The 16,571-nt window shown below is 40.2% G+C and carries 14 protein-coding genes; 6 read left to right on the top strand and 8 right to left on the bottom strand.

What is annotated here, in order from left to right; translation table 11 throughout:
- Positions 1 to 124 precede the first annotated feature (124 nt).
- The 4 genes from GLIP_RS21900 to GLIP_RS08160 form a co-directional block, all read right to left on the bottom strand.
- Positions 125 to 262: a hypothetical protein gene (locus tag GLIP_RS21900; RefSeq protein ID WP_153886296.1), complete on the bottom strand. Its 138-nt coding sequence runs from the start codon at positions 260 to 262 to the stop codon at positions 125 to 127.
- A 75-nt stretch (positions 263 to 337) separates the two neighbouring features.
- Entirely contained in the window at positions 338 to 1,570 is a 1,233-nt protein-coding gene (locus GLIP_RS08170; RefSeq protein WP_040522346.1) for a sensor histidine kinase, read from the bottom strand.
- Positions 1,571 to 1,572: 2 nt separating this feature from the next.
- The gene (locus tag GLIP_RS08165) at positions 1,573 to 2,274 is read right to left on the bottom strand and encodes a response regulator transcription factor (protein ID WP_008844136.1); all 702 of its coding nucleotides are present in this window, start codon (positions 2,272 to 2,274) and stop codon (positions 1,573 to 1,575) included.
- A 25-nt stretch (positions 2,275 to 2,299) separates the two neighbouring features.
- Positions 2,300 to 4,687, bottom strand: coding sequence for a carboxypeptidase regulatory-like domain-containing protein (locus GLIP_RS08160; RefSeq protein WP_008844135.1), 2,388 nt, complete (start codon positions 4,685 to 4,687; stop codon positions 2,300 to 2,302).
- A 555-nt stretch (positions 4,688 to 5,242) separates the two neighbouring features.
- Here GLIP_RS08160 and GLIP_RS08155 point away from each other — a divergent pair.
- The gene (locus GLIP_RS08155; protein ID WP_040522343.1) at positions 5,243 to 5,725 is read left to right on the top strand and encodes a glutathione peroxidase; all 483 of its coding nucleotides are present in this window, start codon (positions 5,243 to 5,245) and stop codon (positions 5,723 to 5,725) included.
- 44 nt (positions 5,726 to 5,769) lie between these two features.
- Positions 5,770 to 6,759 (top strand): 2-hydroxyacid dehydrogenase, encoded by a 990-nt coding sequence (locus GLIP_RS08150; protein WP_008844133.1) that lies wholly within the window; start codon positions 5,770 to 5,772, stop codon positions 6,757 to 6,759.
- Positions 6,760 to 6,785: 26 nt separating this feature from the next.
- Here the strand turns inward: GLIP_RS08150 and GLIP_RS08145 are convergent, their stop codons facing one another.
- Positions 6,786 to 7,541 (bottom strand): methyltransferase domain-containing protein, encoded by a 756-nt coding sequence (locus GLIP_RS08145; RefSeq protein ID WP_008844132.1) that lies wholly within the window; start codon positions 7,539 to 7,541, stop codon positions 6,786 to 6,788.
- A gap of 67 nt (positions 7,542 to 7,608) precedes the next feature.
- Between GLIP_RS08145 and elyC the strand changes: the two genes are divergently transcribed.
- Entirely contained in the window at positions 7,609 to 8,367 is a 759-nt protein-coding gene (elyC, locus tag GLIP_RS08140) for an envelope biogenesis factor ElyC (RefSeq protein WP_008844131.1), read from the top strand.
- Here the strand turns inward: elyC and GLIP_RS08135 are convergent.
- On the bottom strand, positions 8,364 to 9,125 hold the full coding sequence (locus tag GLIP_RS08135; RefSeq protein WP_008844130.1) for a Nif3-like dinuclear metal center hexameric protein: 762 nt from the start codon (positions 9,123 to 9,125) through the stop codon (positions 8,364 to 8,366). The genes elyC and GLIP_RS08135 overlap by 4 nt on opposite strands.
- A 131-nt stretch (positions 9,126 to 9,256) precedes the next feature.
- Between GLIP_RS08135 and GLIP_RS08130 the strand changes: the two genes are divergently transcribed.
- Together GLIP_RS08130 and GLIP_RS08125 are read left to right on the top strand one after the other, a co-directional pair.
- Complete coding sequence (locus tag GLIP_RS08130; RefSeq protein WP_008844129.1) at positions 9,257 to 9,604, top strand: hypothetical protein; 348 nt, start codon at positions 9,257 to 9,259, stop codon at positions 9,602 to 9,604.
- A 79-nt stretch (positions 9,605 to 9,683) separates the two neighbouring features.
- Complete coding sequence (locus GLIP_RS08125) at positions 9,684 to 11,513, top strand: M2 family metallopeptidase (protein WP_008844128.1); 1,830 nt, start codon at positions 9,684 to 9,686, stop codon at positions 11,511 to 11,513.
- Positions 11,514 to 11,583: 70 nt separating this feature from the next.
- On the opposite strand, the gene sohB is transcribed toward GLIP_RS08125, so the two are convergent.
- Both sohB and GLIP_RS08115 read right to left on the bottom strand, forming a co-directional pair.
- Positions 11,584 to 12,606 (bottom strand): protease SohB, encoded by a 1,023-nt coding sequence (sohB, locus tag GLIP_RS08120; protein WP_008844127.1) that lies wholly within the window; start codon positions 12,604 to 12,606, stop codon positions 11,584 to 11,586.
- 249 nt (positions 12,607 to 12,855) lie between these two features.
- Positions 12,856 to 15,432 (bottom strand): VolA/Pla-1 family phospholipase, encoded by a 2,577-nt coding sequence (locus GLIP_RS08115; protein WP_008844126.1) that lies wholly within the window; start codon positions 15,430 to 15,432, stop codon positions 12,856 to 12,858.
- Between the two features lie 334 nt (positions 15,433 to 15,766).
- Between GLIP_RS08115 and GLIP_RS08110 the strand changes: the two genes are divergently transcribed.
- Entirely contained in the window at positions 15,767 to 16,513 is a 747-nt protein-coding gene (locus tag GLIP_RS08110) for a YciK family oxidoreductase (protein WP_040522410.1), read from the top strand.
- Positions 16,514 to 16,571 lie beyond the last annotated feature (58 nt).

Genomic DNA, 16,571 nt, shown 5'->3' with positions numbered 1-16,571 from the left:
TAGCTATATAACATCCCATATAATAAATTGAATTAGTCTTATAGAAAAATTATATATTTAGCCGTTTTATGGCTCATACGATTTACCTTTAGTAACGCAGTATTAGCACAATAAAAAATCTGTTTTAGTTCCCTTCCACCTGTTGATGATTTAACCAAGGGTGAAGAAGACCGAGAAGAAAGTGACTATGACGATGGCAGGTTAGATGGCCTTGGTAATCAAGAAGAAGGATTTGTACTTGTTTTACAAGCTCGCCGCTCATTAACTCCTGATTGGCGTTATTGGTTAGTTAGTCGTGTCGTTGCTAGTGATGAAGGGGATTAGCTAAGAAAAAAGCTTACCATGATAACTGAGCAACCATACTGCCATCTTCTAAATTCAATGAAAATGACCATTCATTGCGTTCACATAATCTTTGCACAATACCTAATCCTAATCCATACCCCTGAGCTAAAGCTGGCTCAATGAACATATTACTCTCATTATTTTTAATGGTGAGTTGATTAGTGATTAAAAGCTCATTTTCCTTAACCAAAATAGAGATTTTGGCCTGTTCTAATAGTGTGTGCTCAAATGCATTTCGAATGAGGTTATTGACCGTAATAAAAAATGCCGGGGGATGGCCATAAATTTTAGGATTGGCAAGTTTTTCAATATCTAACTCTATACTTTTGCGGTTTAACAAATGACGCTGTTGCTCAACTGCTTTATTTACCAGAGGCATCACAAAAAACAGCTCATTATATAAACCTTCATCTGTTTCACGGGCAAGGCACAAAAACATTTCAATGGTGGTTTTCATATCGAGGTTTGCACGTCTGAGGCGATCTAGTATTTTTTTATCCTCATCTGAGAGCTCAATCAATTCAAGTAATTCTATCGCACCAGTTATTACTGTAATTGGCGTTCGCAACTCATGACTGGCAGCAGCTGTAAAATAGCGCTCTCTTTCAACAAATGCTCCAACCCGCTCTAAAGTTTGCTCTAATGTTCTAGCAAGAACGCCTACCTCATCATCACCAAAATTTTTGGCTTCAATGCGTTTATGGTCTTCATCTGTTAATTGTTCTGGATTTATCTTTGACACAGTTTTTGCAAGTTGTGTCACCGGTGCCACGGCTCTGCGCATCACAATAACGCCAAGCCCAAACCCTAGTGTTCCAAGCGTTCCCACCACAATAGTAATACCAAGTAGCCACAACCAGTCCTCAGATGATTCAGCCTCAATACCTTCAACATCGAAAACAACAAATACATTATGAGAAGAATTGACAGGCTGAATAACAGCGACATGCAACTCAGCGCTTTCAAACTCGTATACGCCGACTTTAGGACGAGCCTGCGCCCACAACTTCAGCGATTCAGGTAAGTTATCGACATTCTCATAAACAACAATATTTGCAGGCATAATTGGATAGCCTTCAACCGCATGTTCAAGTTGACGTGTTAATACACGGTCTTCACTGAGTTTGATTGCTGTAAAAAAAGCAAAGCCCCAAACCACACTGAGCATTGCAACACATACGGCAAATGCAATTGCGACTCGCTTTCGTAAACTGTACCTATACATGACTACACTTCTTCAGTAAGTCGGTAACCAACTCGGTGTATGGTATGAATAAGCGGTTTTTTAAAGGGTTTGTCAATGGCCTGCCTAAGCTTGTACATATGAGATCGAAGCGCATCACCATCAGGGTGTTCATCTGCCCACAGCAAAGTTTCAAGTGTATTACGAGCTACAACAGACGGTGACTCTTCCATTAATCGTTGTAAGAGTTTCATACTTATAGGACTCAAGTCGATACGTTTTCCTGCACGGTGCACTGTTAATGTTGAGCGATTAAGGGTTAATTCGCCAACTTCTAATAGCTTGTCTTTCTTACCAAGGCTACGTTTGTATAGTGCTTGAAGTCGAGCATGAAGCTCTTGCAATGCAAAGGGCTTGATCAAGTAGTCATCAGCCCCTGCTTCAAATCCTTTTAGTTTGTCTTCGAGAGTGTCTTTGGCGGTTAAAATGAGAACAGGCGTTTCAACTTCAGCCTCAGTGCGTAAATTTTGGCAAAAGCGTAAACCATCCATGCCTGGAAGCATTAGGTCTAAAACAATCACATCAAACGTATTCGTTTTTGCTAGATGCATTGCGCTGATACCATCGTAAGCAAAATCTAGAATGAAGCGATACTTTTCAAGGTATGCAGAAATGTTTTCACAAATGTCACGATTGTCTTCTACAATCAATGCTCGAATTGCTGGATAATCAAGCGCTTGTGCCATGCTAACCCCCCTTTAATTTCTGCTCCTACCAAGCGTAATCTAGCCGTAAACCAATAAGCGGCTCAGCTTCGCTGTCATCTTTAACAACAACACCACGACGGTAGTCAAACTCACTTTCATCATTTGAGGAAGCAGCTGTGACATTAATGATATCAAGAAACGCTGTCATATCGATCGGGCCGAAAGCTCTGCGATAATCAACACGTACGTTAAATATTCCAGCGCCACTTTTACGGCTAACATTACGTTCAATGATTTCTTTGGAATAACGTAACGGTTGTCCATCACCCAATACATTTTCGTGAATTATAAACTCATCATCAGGCAAACCAGAAAGGTACTTGTAACGACCAGCAACTTTCCAACGGTCGTTAATTTCCCATGTCAGCCCAACAGTCGCAACGTGCTCCCGACTGAATTCAGCACTAACATCACCACGGCCATCTTTGCGATCAACAACCGCATCATTGTAAGAATAGGTAGTGGTTGCGTAAAGCCCTTCAAAAATAGTGGCATTTACGACAATGTCTACTCCATATGACGTTCCATCCCCGACATTGGCATACGTACCACTAGCTCGGTCAAAGTCAACCACAAGATCATCAAGGCTTTGGTAATAAGCCTCCGTTAACACAGACCAATTACTATTCGAAAAATATTGAAAGCCAATGCTGCTATGGGTGATTTTTTCATTCTTTAAATCATTAGTTTCATTAGCAGCAATATCTAAATAACGTGGTGACTGATGAAAAATCCCCGCCGTGGCAAAATATTTAACGGAGTCATTTGGCATCCAGTTAATGTTAAGTCGAGGTGAAACCAAACTTTCGTCAGCAAAGCCGTCCTGTTCAAAGCGCACCCCCGTTCCAAAGTTCCAGCTATCAAATTCAAATACTTGATTTACATAGCCAGCATAGTTAGTTTCCTTTTGACGTTTTGAAGAATCCATATTTTCCGGTGTTAGTACAATATAATGCTGTGTGGAATCGGGTCTAAAATCATCGTCATCATAAACAAACCGAATCCAATCACCATCTAAAACCGTGCTGTAATCCAATTCAATTTGACTGACTCTAACACCTGTGCTGAACATACCCCATTGATTTTCAGTTTCAAAATCACTTCTCCAGCCAAGTTCTTTTTCACCTTCACTGATGGCAATAATACCTTCACGTACAGGAAAGTCTGAGGCAGGTGTTCCCTCTGGGACGAGATCAGGGAATGCTTCTCCTTCTGAGCTGAGTTTATCACTTTCACGATAGTATACTTTATTAGTCCAAACCGATGCCTCGCCAACAAATGAACGCAAGGTTAAACCATATAAATCACTATCTTGTTCAGCATTTTGAAGAGCAACATCCTCAAAGTTAGGGGATGCAAAAACATGAGTCACATCGCGGGTATAATCTTCATGTGTATCGATTAACAAAACTTCTACGGTGTGCTTCTGATTTATCGGTATTACTGACTTTAAAATGACATCTCTTAAAATTGGGTTACCTATATCTAATTCTTCTATAGTTTCAAATAATTGACCGAAATCTAATCGGCGAGCAGAAAACAGTAAAGTCGCGTCTTCTGTTTTGCCCATAGGGCCATCGTAACCCACTTCGTAGCCTGCGAGATCGTAACGGAAGCTTGCAGATGGACTTGGATTCCCATCGGCAACATCAAGCTTAAGTAATGATGCAGCGCGTCCCCCATATGCTGGTCCCCAACCACCGGGAGAAAACTCAGCACCACCGATAACATTAGGCGCAAATATGGAGAATCGACCACCACCGCCAACATCTTCCTCTTCTCCTAAAGTTGCATCAAAGTGGACAGCCTTATCGAAAGGGAAATCATCCACAAATACCAAATTATCTCTTGGTCCGCGCCCTCGAACACTGAAGCTAGCGAATTCACTTGAAGATGCTAAACCCGGCAATCCATCTAATGAAAGTAAAGGATCAGCACCACCACCGACAGCACCACGTAATGCTTCTCTATCTAGATAGGTGTTTGAACCTGAACCAGCTTTATCTGCTTGTTGTGCTCGTACCTCGATCACCTCAATAATTTGTTCGTTTAGCTCGAGCTCTACTTTCATATTCTTGCGAGTAACTACACGAATACTCGGCTCATAAAGTAGAGCAAAGCCATCTTTCTTTAGTGTTAAGGCGTATAAACCCGGATCTAGCGAATCAACAACAATGCGCCCCTGTTTATCAGTAGTTAGTGTTTGAATTGACGCGGTTTCTCGCTCTTTAAGAATAACTTGTACGTTGGAAAGTGGTCGTTCCGTTTTTTGCGACGTTACGATAATAGTTAGTGCACCAGGAGCCTCTGCTGCGTAGGAAAACAGTGGGACGCTAAAAATGACTACCCACAAAACCAGCAGCCACGATAGTTTATCACCTTGCCAGCTCATAATGACGCTCCTCTATTTGATAGCCATAACACTCGTTTCAATTGCTTGCTCATATCGTCTTCCTCCAACATTCAAGCGAATTTAATTGATGAGATGATGGGATACTAGCAAAACCAATGTGACTAAAATGTCACCAAAATGTGGAAGTCACTAGACCAATAAATAGTAGGATATTAATAGAGGAAATATAATTTAAACACATCGGTTTGGTTAACAATTAGGTGTCATTATCAAGCTAATATGATTTGGACATTTTTATGATCATCAATGTCCTTTCTTCGCTCTTTTGCGACTGTCAGATTTTTTCTAAGCCTAAATAGATTGAGTTAGGAGTCATTCACTTAAGAACCCTTAGATGGTTTACCAACTTATCTACGCCGCCTATTTTTTCAAACCAACTAAATCCTAGGTAAGTATTACCAACACTTATTGACCTCTATCCTGACTAGCCCCATTATGTATCTTTCAATGCGAATAAATTGAACAAGTTTGGTTTTTATCTATAACAATAGAAATCGTTCAATCGCCTTACAACACCTATATCGAGTTTACCCTATGTCGAACACAATTTACGATTTTCAAATGCCTCTAAATAATGGTGAATTAAAACCATTATCGGACTATCAAGGAAAAGTGCTGTTAATTGTCAATACCGCAAGTAAGTGTGGTTTCACTCCACAATATGATGGTTTACAAGCGCTGTATACAAAATACAAGGCGCAAGGACTAGAAGTGCTCGGCTTTCCATGCGATCAATTTGGTCACCAAGAGCCAGGCTCAGATTCTGAAATAGAACAATTTTGTAGTTTAAATTTCAATTTGGATTTTCCTCTTTTCAAAAAATCAGATGTGAACGGTAAAAACGCCTCACCTTTGTATGAATTTTTAAAAAATCAGGCACCTGGGTTACTTGGCAGTAAGAGTGTTAAGTGGAATTTCACAAAATTTCTCGTTAACAAAGAAGGAAAAGTGGTAGGAAGATATGCACCTAAAACTAAACCTGGTGCGATTGAAAAAGATATTGAAGCATTGTTGTAGTGGTTATCCTTATAATCCCAAACTAACATGAAGAGACTAACTCGATGAAAACACTTTTTTTAAGCAGTAAATCTCATGATGTTGAGTACTTCACTAAACAAAATATTCAATATGATTTCAATTTGGATTTCCAGGAAGCCAGATTGTCAGCAGAAACTGTCGCTTTGTGTGAAGGGTATGATGCGATTTGTGTGTTTGTGAATGACTGTGTTGACAGTCAAGTTATTTCACGGCTGAGTGATTTGGGAGTTAAACATATTGCGTTACGATGCGCTGGATTTAACAATGTCGATTTACAACAAGCCAAGCAGTTGGGGATAAAGGTGTCTCGAGTGCCTGCGTATTCACCTGAAGCAGTCGCTGAGCATACGATTGCGTTAATGATGACGTTAAATAGAAAGCTCCACAAAGCTTATAATCGTGTTCGTGAAAACAACTTTAGTCTCGACGGTTTAATCGGGTTCAATTTCTATGCTAAAACGGTTGGTATCGTTGGCTTTGGGAAGATAGGCAAATGTGTTATCAACATCTTGTTGGGACTAGGCTGTAAGGTAATTGTCTATGATCCGATTTGCCAAGACAAAGAAAACTTAGATGTCGAGTTTGTTGAATTTCCTCAACTTTTAGCACAAGCGGATATCATAAGTTTGCATTGTCCATTAACCGAACAAAGCCAACATATGATTAATGACGAAACCATTAGTAAAATGAAATGCGGGGTAATGCTAATTAACACCTCGCGGGGCGGACTAATAGACAGTAAAGCGGTTATTAGAGGCTTAAAAGAGCGTAAAATCGGGCTTTTAGGATTAGATGTGTATGAAATGGAGTCGGAACTATTTTTCGAAGATAAATCCTGGGAGATTATGCAAGACGATATTTTTGACAGATTAGTGGGTTTTCCGAATGTTTTGGTGACCGGTCATCAAGGTTTTTTTACCCATGAAGCGTTACAACAAATCGCCTCGACAACACTCAATAACTTAGCTCTAGCAGAGCAAAGCAAGACCGACCCAAATACGTTTCTAGTTTAGTGATAAACAATAATCCAGTGATAAAGTCAGCACTGAATAACCACTTGGAAATATTTACCTAACCACTTATATGGCTCCAAATGACCATATTTTATTTCTGCCGCTTTAATTTTTTCGTATTCACTGGTTTGTTTAGAAATATCTCGAAGATAATCGTGAAAACAACGGATACCGTAGGTATTTAAAACGTTAACCGGTAGCTCCTCCAGATGTGCTAATACTTGTTTTGGTTCAAGAGCATTATTGGGGTTAAGACGTACGGTATTTTTATTTTTCATATCTGCTTCAACGTAATCGAAGTTTCCATACAATAAATTACCAAAACGATGTGCATCTTTATTAAAAAAGCTAAGCGATATGATTCCACCTGGCTTAACTAAGTCTATCAAGCTAGTAATAGCGTCAAATGGTGAACTTAGCCATTCCAATACTGCATGACATATCACCATATCAAACTGCTTTGAATCATTGAGCGCATTTAGTGAACCACAATGAAACGTCACATTTTGATAATCAGCTAGGTTCTGTTTAGCCATGGTAACCGCATCAGCGGATAAATCGTTAAATGTAAGTGTATGCCCCAACTCCAGCAGAGTTTTACACATTATTCCGGTGCCTCCACCTACATCGATTATTTCAAGCGGTTCACCTTCAGGCTTGATATACTGCCATAAATTATTGACTAATAATTCGTGACGCAATTTTCCTTTGCTAGAACCATAAATATTGTGTGCAAATTTATGCATCAAGGTATCAAAACTTTGATCTGTATTTTTACTCATAATGAAACTAAAAACGGGTGAAGCAAACGCTACCACTTTAGATGACGGTTAATGGAGGTCAGTTTACGTGGATTTATTTGTAATTAAAAAGTTTATTGGTGTGTTTTTAATGCCCATGCCGATAATCATATTTTTCTTGCTAGCTGCGTGCTTTTTTATTTGGCGAAAAAAATATCGTAAGGCAAACATATTTTTAAGCGTTGGGGTTGTTGGGCTATTAGCTGTCTCCTTTGCACCTCTGCCTAGTAACCTATTGTATTCCTTGGAGCGTCAACACCCACAGTTCGATCTTTCTCAAAAAGTAAAATACATTGTAGTGTTGGGATGCAGTCACGTTAATGATAGAGCTGTCCCAGTAACGTCTCAGTTGTCTCCCTGTTCGCTAATCCGGGCAACTGAGGCTATTAGAATATTGCAATATAATCCGCAAGCATCAATTATCACTTCAGGTAATGTGGGTAGACAAACATTTAGTAATGCCTATATGAATGCGCAATTTTTAATTGCTATGGGAATACCAAAACATCGCATTATTGAAGTTTCATTATCTCAGGATACGGAAGAAGAAGCGGAAAATTTACGCGCTACAATAGCAGACCAACCTTTTGCACTAGTGACGTCAGCGTCGCACATGAAGCGAGCTGTTTTGCTATTTGAACAACAGAAATTAAACCCTATCCCCGCACCGACTGAGCATTTGATACGTGACTCGGACGACGAAGGGAGTGGTTATTTTTTACCAAGTTCAAAAAACATTTATCATTTTGAACGTTGGTGGTACGAGTGGATGGGCAATACTTGGGTGAAAATTAAAAGTTGGTTTTAAACTGGATTATCAATATCGATAAACATGACATCTAAATCAAAGTTGCTGGCTAAATGTTCACCTACAGCCTTAGCACCATAGCGCTCAGTCGCATGATGGCCAGCAGCAATATAATGAATCCCCATTTCTCTGGCGGTATGTACCGTTTGTTCCGATATTTCACCACTTATAAACGCATCAATCCCCTGCTCTGCTGCCATTTCAATATAACTTTGACCGCCGCCGGTACACCATGCAACCGTTTTTATCTTATGCTCACCGCCACTTATACAAAGGGGTTTACGACTTAATGTACTTTCAATATTTTGTGCAACTTCAATCAACGTTAAAGGAGATGAGAAATGCCCTTGCATGGCTACACTAAACGGGTTGCTGCGCTCTAAACCACCACTGGTTTCAATTTTCAAAAGCTTTGCCAGTTGCGCGTTATTGCCTAACTCGGGGTGTATATCCAAAGGCAAATGATAGCCAAAAAGATTGATATCATTAGCAATTAAATCCTTTATTCGTTGACGTTTCATGCCGGTAATACAAGGATTTTCACCACGCCAAAAATAACCATGGTGAACGAAAATGGCATCTGCTTTAACTTCTATAGCGCGATTAATTAGTTCCTGGCAGGCAGTTACTCCTGTAACGATTTTTTTAATTTCAGCTTTACCCTCAACTTGTAAACCGTTAGGGCAATAATCCTTAATTTTTTCAGGTTTTAGCAACTGATTTAAATGGCTCAACAATTCTTGATTATTGATAGTCATATACCCTCTTAACAATTTAGTATCAATTTATACACAAAAATGTCGAAATTAGACATTAATCTAAAAACACGGTATAAAAGCTATCGCACTATATCAAACTTTTAATAAATCAATAAGGTGAAGACCAAACGATGAGCACACAGGATAAAGATCAAATTATTGAACAATTTACTAAAGCATACAAATCTGCAAACGGCAAAGAGCCGTCGATTGAAGCTAAAGGTGGTTGGTATAGTATCGATGGTGCTAAAAATGTTCGTTTAGCGGCGCTTGAAGAAATGACGGCTGAGTTAGAAGCCAACGCTGGTGCTAAGTCCAAGACGACAAAGTCTGAAAAGGCAGCCCCTAGCAAGACCAAAAAAGCAGCAGCAAAACCTAAAGCAACTAAAAAGGCTAAAAGCAAAAGCGATTTTTCAGTGAAAGCTTATTGGGAAGAGCAAATTATGGCGAGAAATCCTGGTTCAAAACTGCCTCGTTAATTTGTACAATGCACTGCGATAGACGATTAAAGCGGCTTATTGGCCGCTTTTTTATTTCTGTTTTTATGAGGAAAACAACATGATTTTCAAACGCACTCAAAGTGCACTATTTGTTATTGCTGCCCTTGGCTTGGTTGCATGTGGGGACAAACAAGAAAAAACCACCACGACTGAGCCGCAAGCATTAACTAAAAAAGATGCGCAGCAGTTTGTTGAAAAAGCCCAACAAGATATTGGCGAATTACTTATCCCAGCGGCTCAGGCAGAATGGGCATATCAAACCTATATAAACCAAGACACAGCGGCGTTAAGTGCTTATTTTAATGAAAAATTAACTGCTAAAGCGACTAACTATGCAAAAGAGTCTGCCAAGTTTAATTCAGTTGAAGTAGATGCGGACACGAGACGAAAGCTGAATCTTATGACCAACGGCTTGGTTATGCCTGCCCCGGAAGATCCAGAAAAATCAGCCCGTTTAGCTAAGATTGGTTCAGAGTTAGGTGGTATGTACGGCGCAGGGAAATACTGTCGAAATGAAGATGAGTGTTTTAGCCTAACTGACATGTCTAATATGATGGCCACTGAACGCGACCCTAAACTTTTATTAGAGTTGTGGGAAGGCTGGCGTCAAGTATCTCCTCCTATGAAAGCTCTATATGCAGAACAAACCGAACTTGCGAACTTAGGCGCTCAAGAATTAGGTAAAAAAGATCTGAGTGAAATGTGGCGTGGCAGTTATGATATGGAAGCGGATGCATTTGCACAAGAACTTGACCGGTTATGGGGACAAGTAAAACCGTTTTATGAAGCGTTACACTGTCATGTTCGTGCTGAGTTAGGTGAACAATACGGTGAAGATATCGTACCACAAGACAAACCTATTCCAGCGCACTTACTTGGAAATATGTGGGGGCAATCTTGGGGCAATATCTACGATGTAGTAAAACCCCAACAAGAGATGCAAGTCATCGATGTGACAGAAGCGTTGAAAGTGCATAACTACGATGAAGTTAAGATGGTTAAACAAGCTGAATCATTCTTTTCTTCGTTAGGTTTTGAGCCCCTACCTGATACCTTTTGGGAACGCTCCATGTTCACCAAACCAAGTGAACGAGATGCGGTTTGTCACGCTTCAGCATGGAATCTTGATAACGTTGATGACCTGCGCATAAAAATGTGTATCCAGAAAAATGGAGAGGACTTTGCCACTATCCATCATGAACTTGGTCACAATTATTATCAACGCGCATATAATAAACAACCAACGATATATCAAGGCTCTGCTAACGATGGTTTCCATGAAGCGATAGGCGATACTATTTCACTATCGATTACGCCTAAATATTTAAAAGAAATTGGTTTGGCCGATACCATTCCTGATGCCTCCAACGATATCGGTATGTTATTGAAATTAGCATTAGACAAAATTGCATTTGTGCCGTTTGGTTTGATGGTTGACCAATGGCGTTGGAAAGTATTTTCTGGTGAGATTACACCTGAGCAGTACAATACAGGTTGGTGGGAACTACGTGAAAAATATCAAGGTTTGAGGGCTCCGGTAGACCGTCCAGCTGACGCATTCGATCCAGGCGCTAAGTACCACGTACCCGCAAATACGCCTTATACACGTTATTTCCTAGCACACATATTACAATTCCAGTTCCATAGAACGTTATGTGAAATTGCTGGCGATGAAGGACCTGTCCACCGTTGTTCTATCTACGGCAGCAAAGAAGCAGGTACGGCATTAAATAACATGTTGGAAATGGGTCAAAGTAAACCATGGCAAGAAGCGCTAGAATCTCTTACAGGTAAGCCTGAAATGGATGCCACAGCAATCCTAGATTACTTTGCACCTCTTAAAACTTGGTTAGATGAGCAAAACCAAGGTAGACAATGTGGTTGGTAAAAACTAACTAATAACGATAAAAAAGAGCGACTTAAGTCGCTCTTTTTATTTAATTTATATTCTTAGAAAATTATTTGAACAACGTCTGACTTTTTGACCATAACTTCACAAAAGCAGATTCAATCCCAGTGGATGCCGCTTTACCCAACTTTTCGGCAATGCCTTTTTTCTTACTATATTTAACTGAATAGATTTTATGACTGTCTAATTTACTAAGTAAAAAGTCATCAGAGGTTTGAATAACGTCGACTAAACCTAATTCTTGAGCTCGGCTGCCATACCAATACTCTCCGGTCGCGACTTTATCAATATCCAACTCACTGCGATGGGAAGAAACGAAATCCTTAAACATAACGTGGACTTCTTCTAGTTCTTGTTTAAATTTCTCTCTACCTTGATCGGTATTCTCTCCAAACAAGGTTAATGTGCGCTTAAAATCACCAGCGGTATGCTGCTCAAACTCAATGTCGTTTTTCTTTAATACTTTATTGAAGTTGGGCATTTGTGCAATAACACCGATAGACCCTATGATCGCAAATTTCGCACTTAACACTTTGTCAGCAACACATGCCATCATATAACCACCACTTGCAGCCACTTTATCAACAGCAGCAGTCAAATGAATATTTTTATCTTTTAAGCGTTGTAATTGTGATGCAGCAAGTCCATATCCATGTACTACTCCGCCACCACTTTCCAAGCGAACTAACACTTCATCCTGCTCTTGTGCAGTACATAAAATCGCGGTAATTTCTTCGCGTAAACTATCTACTTCATGGGCATCCATTGAGCCTTTAAAGTCGACCACAAACAGATTAGATTTATCATCTGCTTTGTCTTTCTTTTTATCCGCTTTATCCGCTTTCTTCTGTTCTTTTTGTTTTTTCTTAAGTTGTTCTTTGCTCAAAAGGAGTTGTTGCGCGTGATGCTTTAACTCTTCAAATTGATCAGTCATGGATTTTATTTCTAAATGTCCACTCCCCGGTTTTTGCTTAGATGCAAGCGCAACTATTCCGCCTACTGTTAGCAGAATCGCAATCACAATGGTGACAGCCTTGGCTACAAACAAACCATATTGAAATAAAAATTCCAAGCGTTACTCCTTTATCTTGATACGAATATCAAATTTTATGATTAATTGTTTATGAAAAAAGCTGAAAACTAATCACAGCCTAATCCCTCTATGTGGGGACACTTTGTGAGATTAAAAGCATTTTTACAAGTCAAATCAATAGTTCACGTTAATGTAAAAGACAATTATGAAATAAATTATCTATCTGATGACAAAATTCTAGACAAAAAAAAGCCAAGTCCAAGACTTGGCTTTTTAAAAACTTACAGGTTAGTTTGCCACTACCGTAGAATCCGTTACGACAATTGTGCCACCCGTTGCCAAGAATGCAGCAGCTTGCCTTTGCATTTCTGTGGTGACTGCAGCACTAGGCGAAGGACTCAACAAACTAGAATGTGCTCCAGCTATAAAGCGCACCAATCCATTACCCGGCGTTGTACTTGATACACCCGATAAGCCAGCAAAGCTTGCTAATGGTTCCGTACCAGCAAAGGTAGATGAGTTTTCAGTGGTGTTGGGGATAACTTGATCCGGTAACGCTGTCGAACCGTCATCATTTGTACCACCACCAATTACTTCTTGGAACATAAAGCTAGAATTACTTGCCAACATTGCCGCGAAGTTATTTGGATCAGCAGCATCTGTAATTGTTTGTGCTGCAAATACAAAGCTTGCAAACGTCGCATTAATCGTCGCTAAACCGGCTGCGTCAAGTTGAGCTTCGTACGCAATAAATGCAGGTACAATCGCCTGATCTGCAGGAATTTGATTTTCAGTTGCATAGTTTACCAAGAATGCCTGGAACTCAGCTGAAGAAGAAGCTAACAACGACCCCTTAATCAAATTACTAAAGCTTGGAGATTCGATTAGGAAACCACCTGTTCCGCCACCTGGCACATTGAATACTGCGGTATCGAATGCATACATAGAATCAAATGCAGACAATGGGTTTGTTTCCCCAAATGACTGGTTAGATGTTGCGACCGTAGGAATTCCGGTAATTGAACCTAAGCTCTGACCAATATATGAAACTTTACTAGCGTCTAAATCGACCGAACCGCCAGTTAAATCTACAACTGCGTTAAGGCCAAGACGCAATCCCATAGCATCTACAATACTTTGACGATTGTTGTCACGCGTCGTAAGCAAAGAGGCTAAGTTTAAGTAATCAGTAGTCGAGCCACCAAATCCTGTGGATGTATTCACAATCTGTCCATCAACTGTAAAGCCACGACTTCCATGCAATGGGTGATCGATTGCCACAGTGGCATATCCAGCTACAGACAATGCGCCAGTTACCGCTAAGAAGTCTTCTTTCTTAGAGGTAATTCCGTGCTGCAATATTACAACAGGCCAGCCTCCATCGGGTTTAGTGATAGGAGATACACCTGAACCTGGAAGCGCGGCTAATACAGCAACAACAGCAGGATCTGGCACAGTTACTTGCACAGCTAATGTTTCAGTACCGTCGTCATTAGAACCTTGACGTGCGGGAATCGGACTATAACGGGTTACGTGACGTAAATCGTTAATCCCTAGGTTTGTCAGATCTAAATCAAGCAGTTGGCCGCCAGAAGCCGCCTGACACAGTTCATTATTAGGGCCAGCCGTAATTGTACCGTTAGCTAGTAAAGCTCCAATTTGCTCGCCGCCTATGGTTTGCAATGCTAAACCATTAGTACAAGCTGCCTTCCAACGACCGTTTAACGGATCAACAGGATCACTGTAGTACGGTAAATTGATGGTGCCTGATTTTAAATCGGCAGCGCAAAAGGCTCCGACTTGTGGAAACACACTCGCAGCGGTAGGGAATAGCGGCGATTCAGGATTTGAAATTGCAGCAATCATACCATCACAAGTATTTAAGCCCACTGCCGTAAGCGCAGCTAATTGATCGCTACCTAACAATGACGGTGCCAAAATATCAAAAGAGGTATCTGCAACTCCTTCACTAGCAACAATCGCTGGTAAATATTGAGCAGCGACTTCAGGCGAAGCTCCTGCTTGTAACGCTTGCGCAAATGGTGCGATTTGAAGTTGTTTTACGGTATTAATAATTTGCGTAGTGGATTGAGTTGTAAACGTGTAACTAAAAATAATTTCGTCTTGGCTCAGTCCTGCTTGACTGGTTAATACTGCCTCATAGGAATTAATAATACCTTGAAGCGCCAACTGTGATTCTGTTGCCAATGGTAACGACGTAATATCTTGTCTAACTAACTCGTAAGTCGACGACGGTTTCAACGGTTGTCCGCCAGCAGTCAGTTTGTCCGTCACAACCACATAATACGATGTGGATTCTTTTAGCGGCTTAAGCGGTACTATTGCCACATCATTACCCGAAGCTTGAGTAATAAAATCGACACCAAAGGTTAGCTCAGCCCCTACTTTACACCCACTAATAGGTGGTGCAGTAGTACAGTCAGGATCATTTAAATCGCCACCTATTGCGCCTTCAAAAATACGCACAGCACCGGGTGCTCCGGCAGATGCATCAAGTGTTACACCATCAGGGTGCGATGTTGAAAAGGTAAATGGATGTTGTGTTGACCAACCATCCAATGCCCCCAATGCAGCTGAAGGATTTCCAAAATCTGGTGTACCCCCCCCTGCTTGACCAGCAATTTCATCAGGCATTTCTAAGGTGCCGTCATCACTTTGTTCCACTAAGGCGAAAAATAGGTCACTCGGGACATTCAATAGACCATTGGAGGGGTCAAATACAATACGCGAAGCAGGAACTGTTTTTGTTGTGTCTTGTTGAATTTGTTTCAGTTCGTCGCCACTACCGCAACCAGCGAGCACAAACACTGCAGCGATACTTGTGCTGATTAACAGTTTTTTCATTATTTCTCCCAAATACGGTTAAATCATTGATACACCTGTAAAAAGAGTGTTTTTTAAGCAACCTTTGTGTAAAGGTTAACCACACCCAAATTTAACAAGTATGACCAGTTGTCATTACCTCCATAGTATTGGCTTTGTTACTTTTTTGCAAATAGGTTTGTTAAAATTTTGTTAGGTGGGTTGAATGACAGTTAGAGGTACTTGCTAAATTATAATTAATAATAAAATTCAGTTGGTTAAGTTTAGTGTTAGCAAAATGATTGCAAAAATTAATATATCAGAAAGCGTCTAAATGATAGAATTAGCCATCTTTTTTTCAAAAATAACCTTTAAAATGCTCAAATTTGTTCCCGCTAAAAACGCCCTTCAAAACAAAACAATTTTAATAACTGGTGCCGGATCGGGTATTGGCAAAACGGCTGCTATCGAATTTGCTAAATACGGAGCAACGGTGATTTTACTTGGGCGAACAGTGAAAAAATTGGAGTCTGTATATGATGAAATTGTCAATGCAGGTTTTCCAGAACCCGCTATCGTTCCGTTAGATATGCAAGGTGCAACTAAAAAGCACTACCAAGATATGGCCGATACCATCACTAATCAGTTTGGTAAATTAGATGGGTTATTACAAAATGCCAGTATTCTTGGACATTTAGAACCTTTTAAACAAATAGATGAAGATATTTTTAATCAGGTCATGCAGGTCAATGTCACAAGTCAGTTCTTAATGACTCAAGCCTTATTAAAACCTCTTGAACTAGCCCCAAATGCGTCTGTTATTTTTACAACATCAACGGTTGGTAGCCAAGGCCGTGCGTACTGGGGAAGTTATTCTATTTCTAAGTTTGCAACTGAAGGCATGATGCAAGTTTTGGCAGATGAATACGCTGAAACTTCTATCCGATTTAACTGTATTAACCCCGGCGCAACGCGTACTTCAATGCGCGCTAAAGCGTTTCCTGCGGAAGATGCAAGTACCTTGAAAACCCCTCAAGAAATTATGCCTCTTTACTTATATTTAATGTCAGATGAAAGCAGTAAAGAAAATGGCAATACCTTTGCTGCTCAACCTAAATCATAAACTTTAAAATATAATCTTTTAAGCTTTTAAATGGTAAGTGCGGCTGATTAAAGCCGCA

The sequence above is a fragment of the Aliiglaciecola lipolytica E3 genome, assembly GCF_000314975.1.
GTDB lineage: Bacteria > Pseudomonadota > Gammaproteobacteria > Enterobacterales > Alteromonadaceae > Aliiglaciecola > Aliiglaciecola lipolytica.
This window is presented reverse-complemented; position numbering and strand designations above follow the sequence as displayed.

Coding starts and splice junctions, on each gene's coding strand:
- GLIP_RS08145 (WP_008844132.1), bottom strand. CDS start 7,541: ATGAGTAAAAATACAGATCAAAGTTTTGATACCTTGATGCATAAATTT.
- GLIP_RS08155 (WP_040522343.1), top strand. CDS start 5,243: ATGTCGAACACAATTTACGATTTTCAAATGCCTCTAAATAATGGTGAA.
- GLIP_RS08165 (WP_008844136.1), bottom strand. CDS start 2,274: ATGGCACAAGCGCTTGATTATCCAGCAATTCGAGCATTGATTGTAGAA.
- GLIP_RS08170 (WP_040522346.1), bottom strand. CDS start 1,570: ATGTATAGGTACAGTTTACGAAAGCGAGTCGCAATTGCATTTGCCGTA.
- GLIP_RS08130 (WP_008844129.1), top strand. CDS start 9,257: ATGAGCACACAGGATAAAGATCAAATTATTGAACAATTTACTAAAGCA.
- GLIP_RS08160 (WP_008844135.1), bottom strand. CDS start 4,687: ATGAGCTGGCAAGGTGATAAACTATCGTGGCTGCTGGTTTTGTGGGTA.
- GLIP_RS08110 (WP_040522410.1), top strand. CDS start 15,767: ATGCTCAAATTTGTTCCCGCTAAAAACGCCCTTCAAAACAAAACAATT.
- GLIP_RS21900 (WP_153886296.1), bottom strand. CDS start 262: ATGAGCGGCGAGCTTGTAAAACAAGTACAAATCCTTCTTCTTGATTAC.
- GLIP_RS08125 (WP_008844128.1), top strand. CDS start 9,684: ATGATTTTCAAACGCACTCAAAGTGCACTATTTGTTATTGCTGCCCTT.
- GLIP_RS08150 (WP_008844133.1), top strand. CDS start 5,770: ATGAAAACACTTTTTTTAAGCAGTAAATCTCATGATGTTGAGTACTTC.
- GLIP_RS08135 (WP_008844130.1), bottom strand. CDS start 9,125: ATGACTATCAATAATCAAGAATTGTTGAGCCATTTAAATCAGTTGCTA.
- GLIP_RS08115 (WP_008844126.1), bottom strand. CDS start 15,432: ATGAAAAAACTGTTAATCAGCACAAGTATCGCTGCAGTGTTTGTGCTC.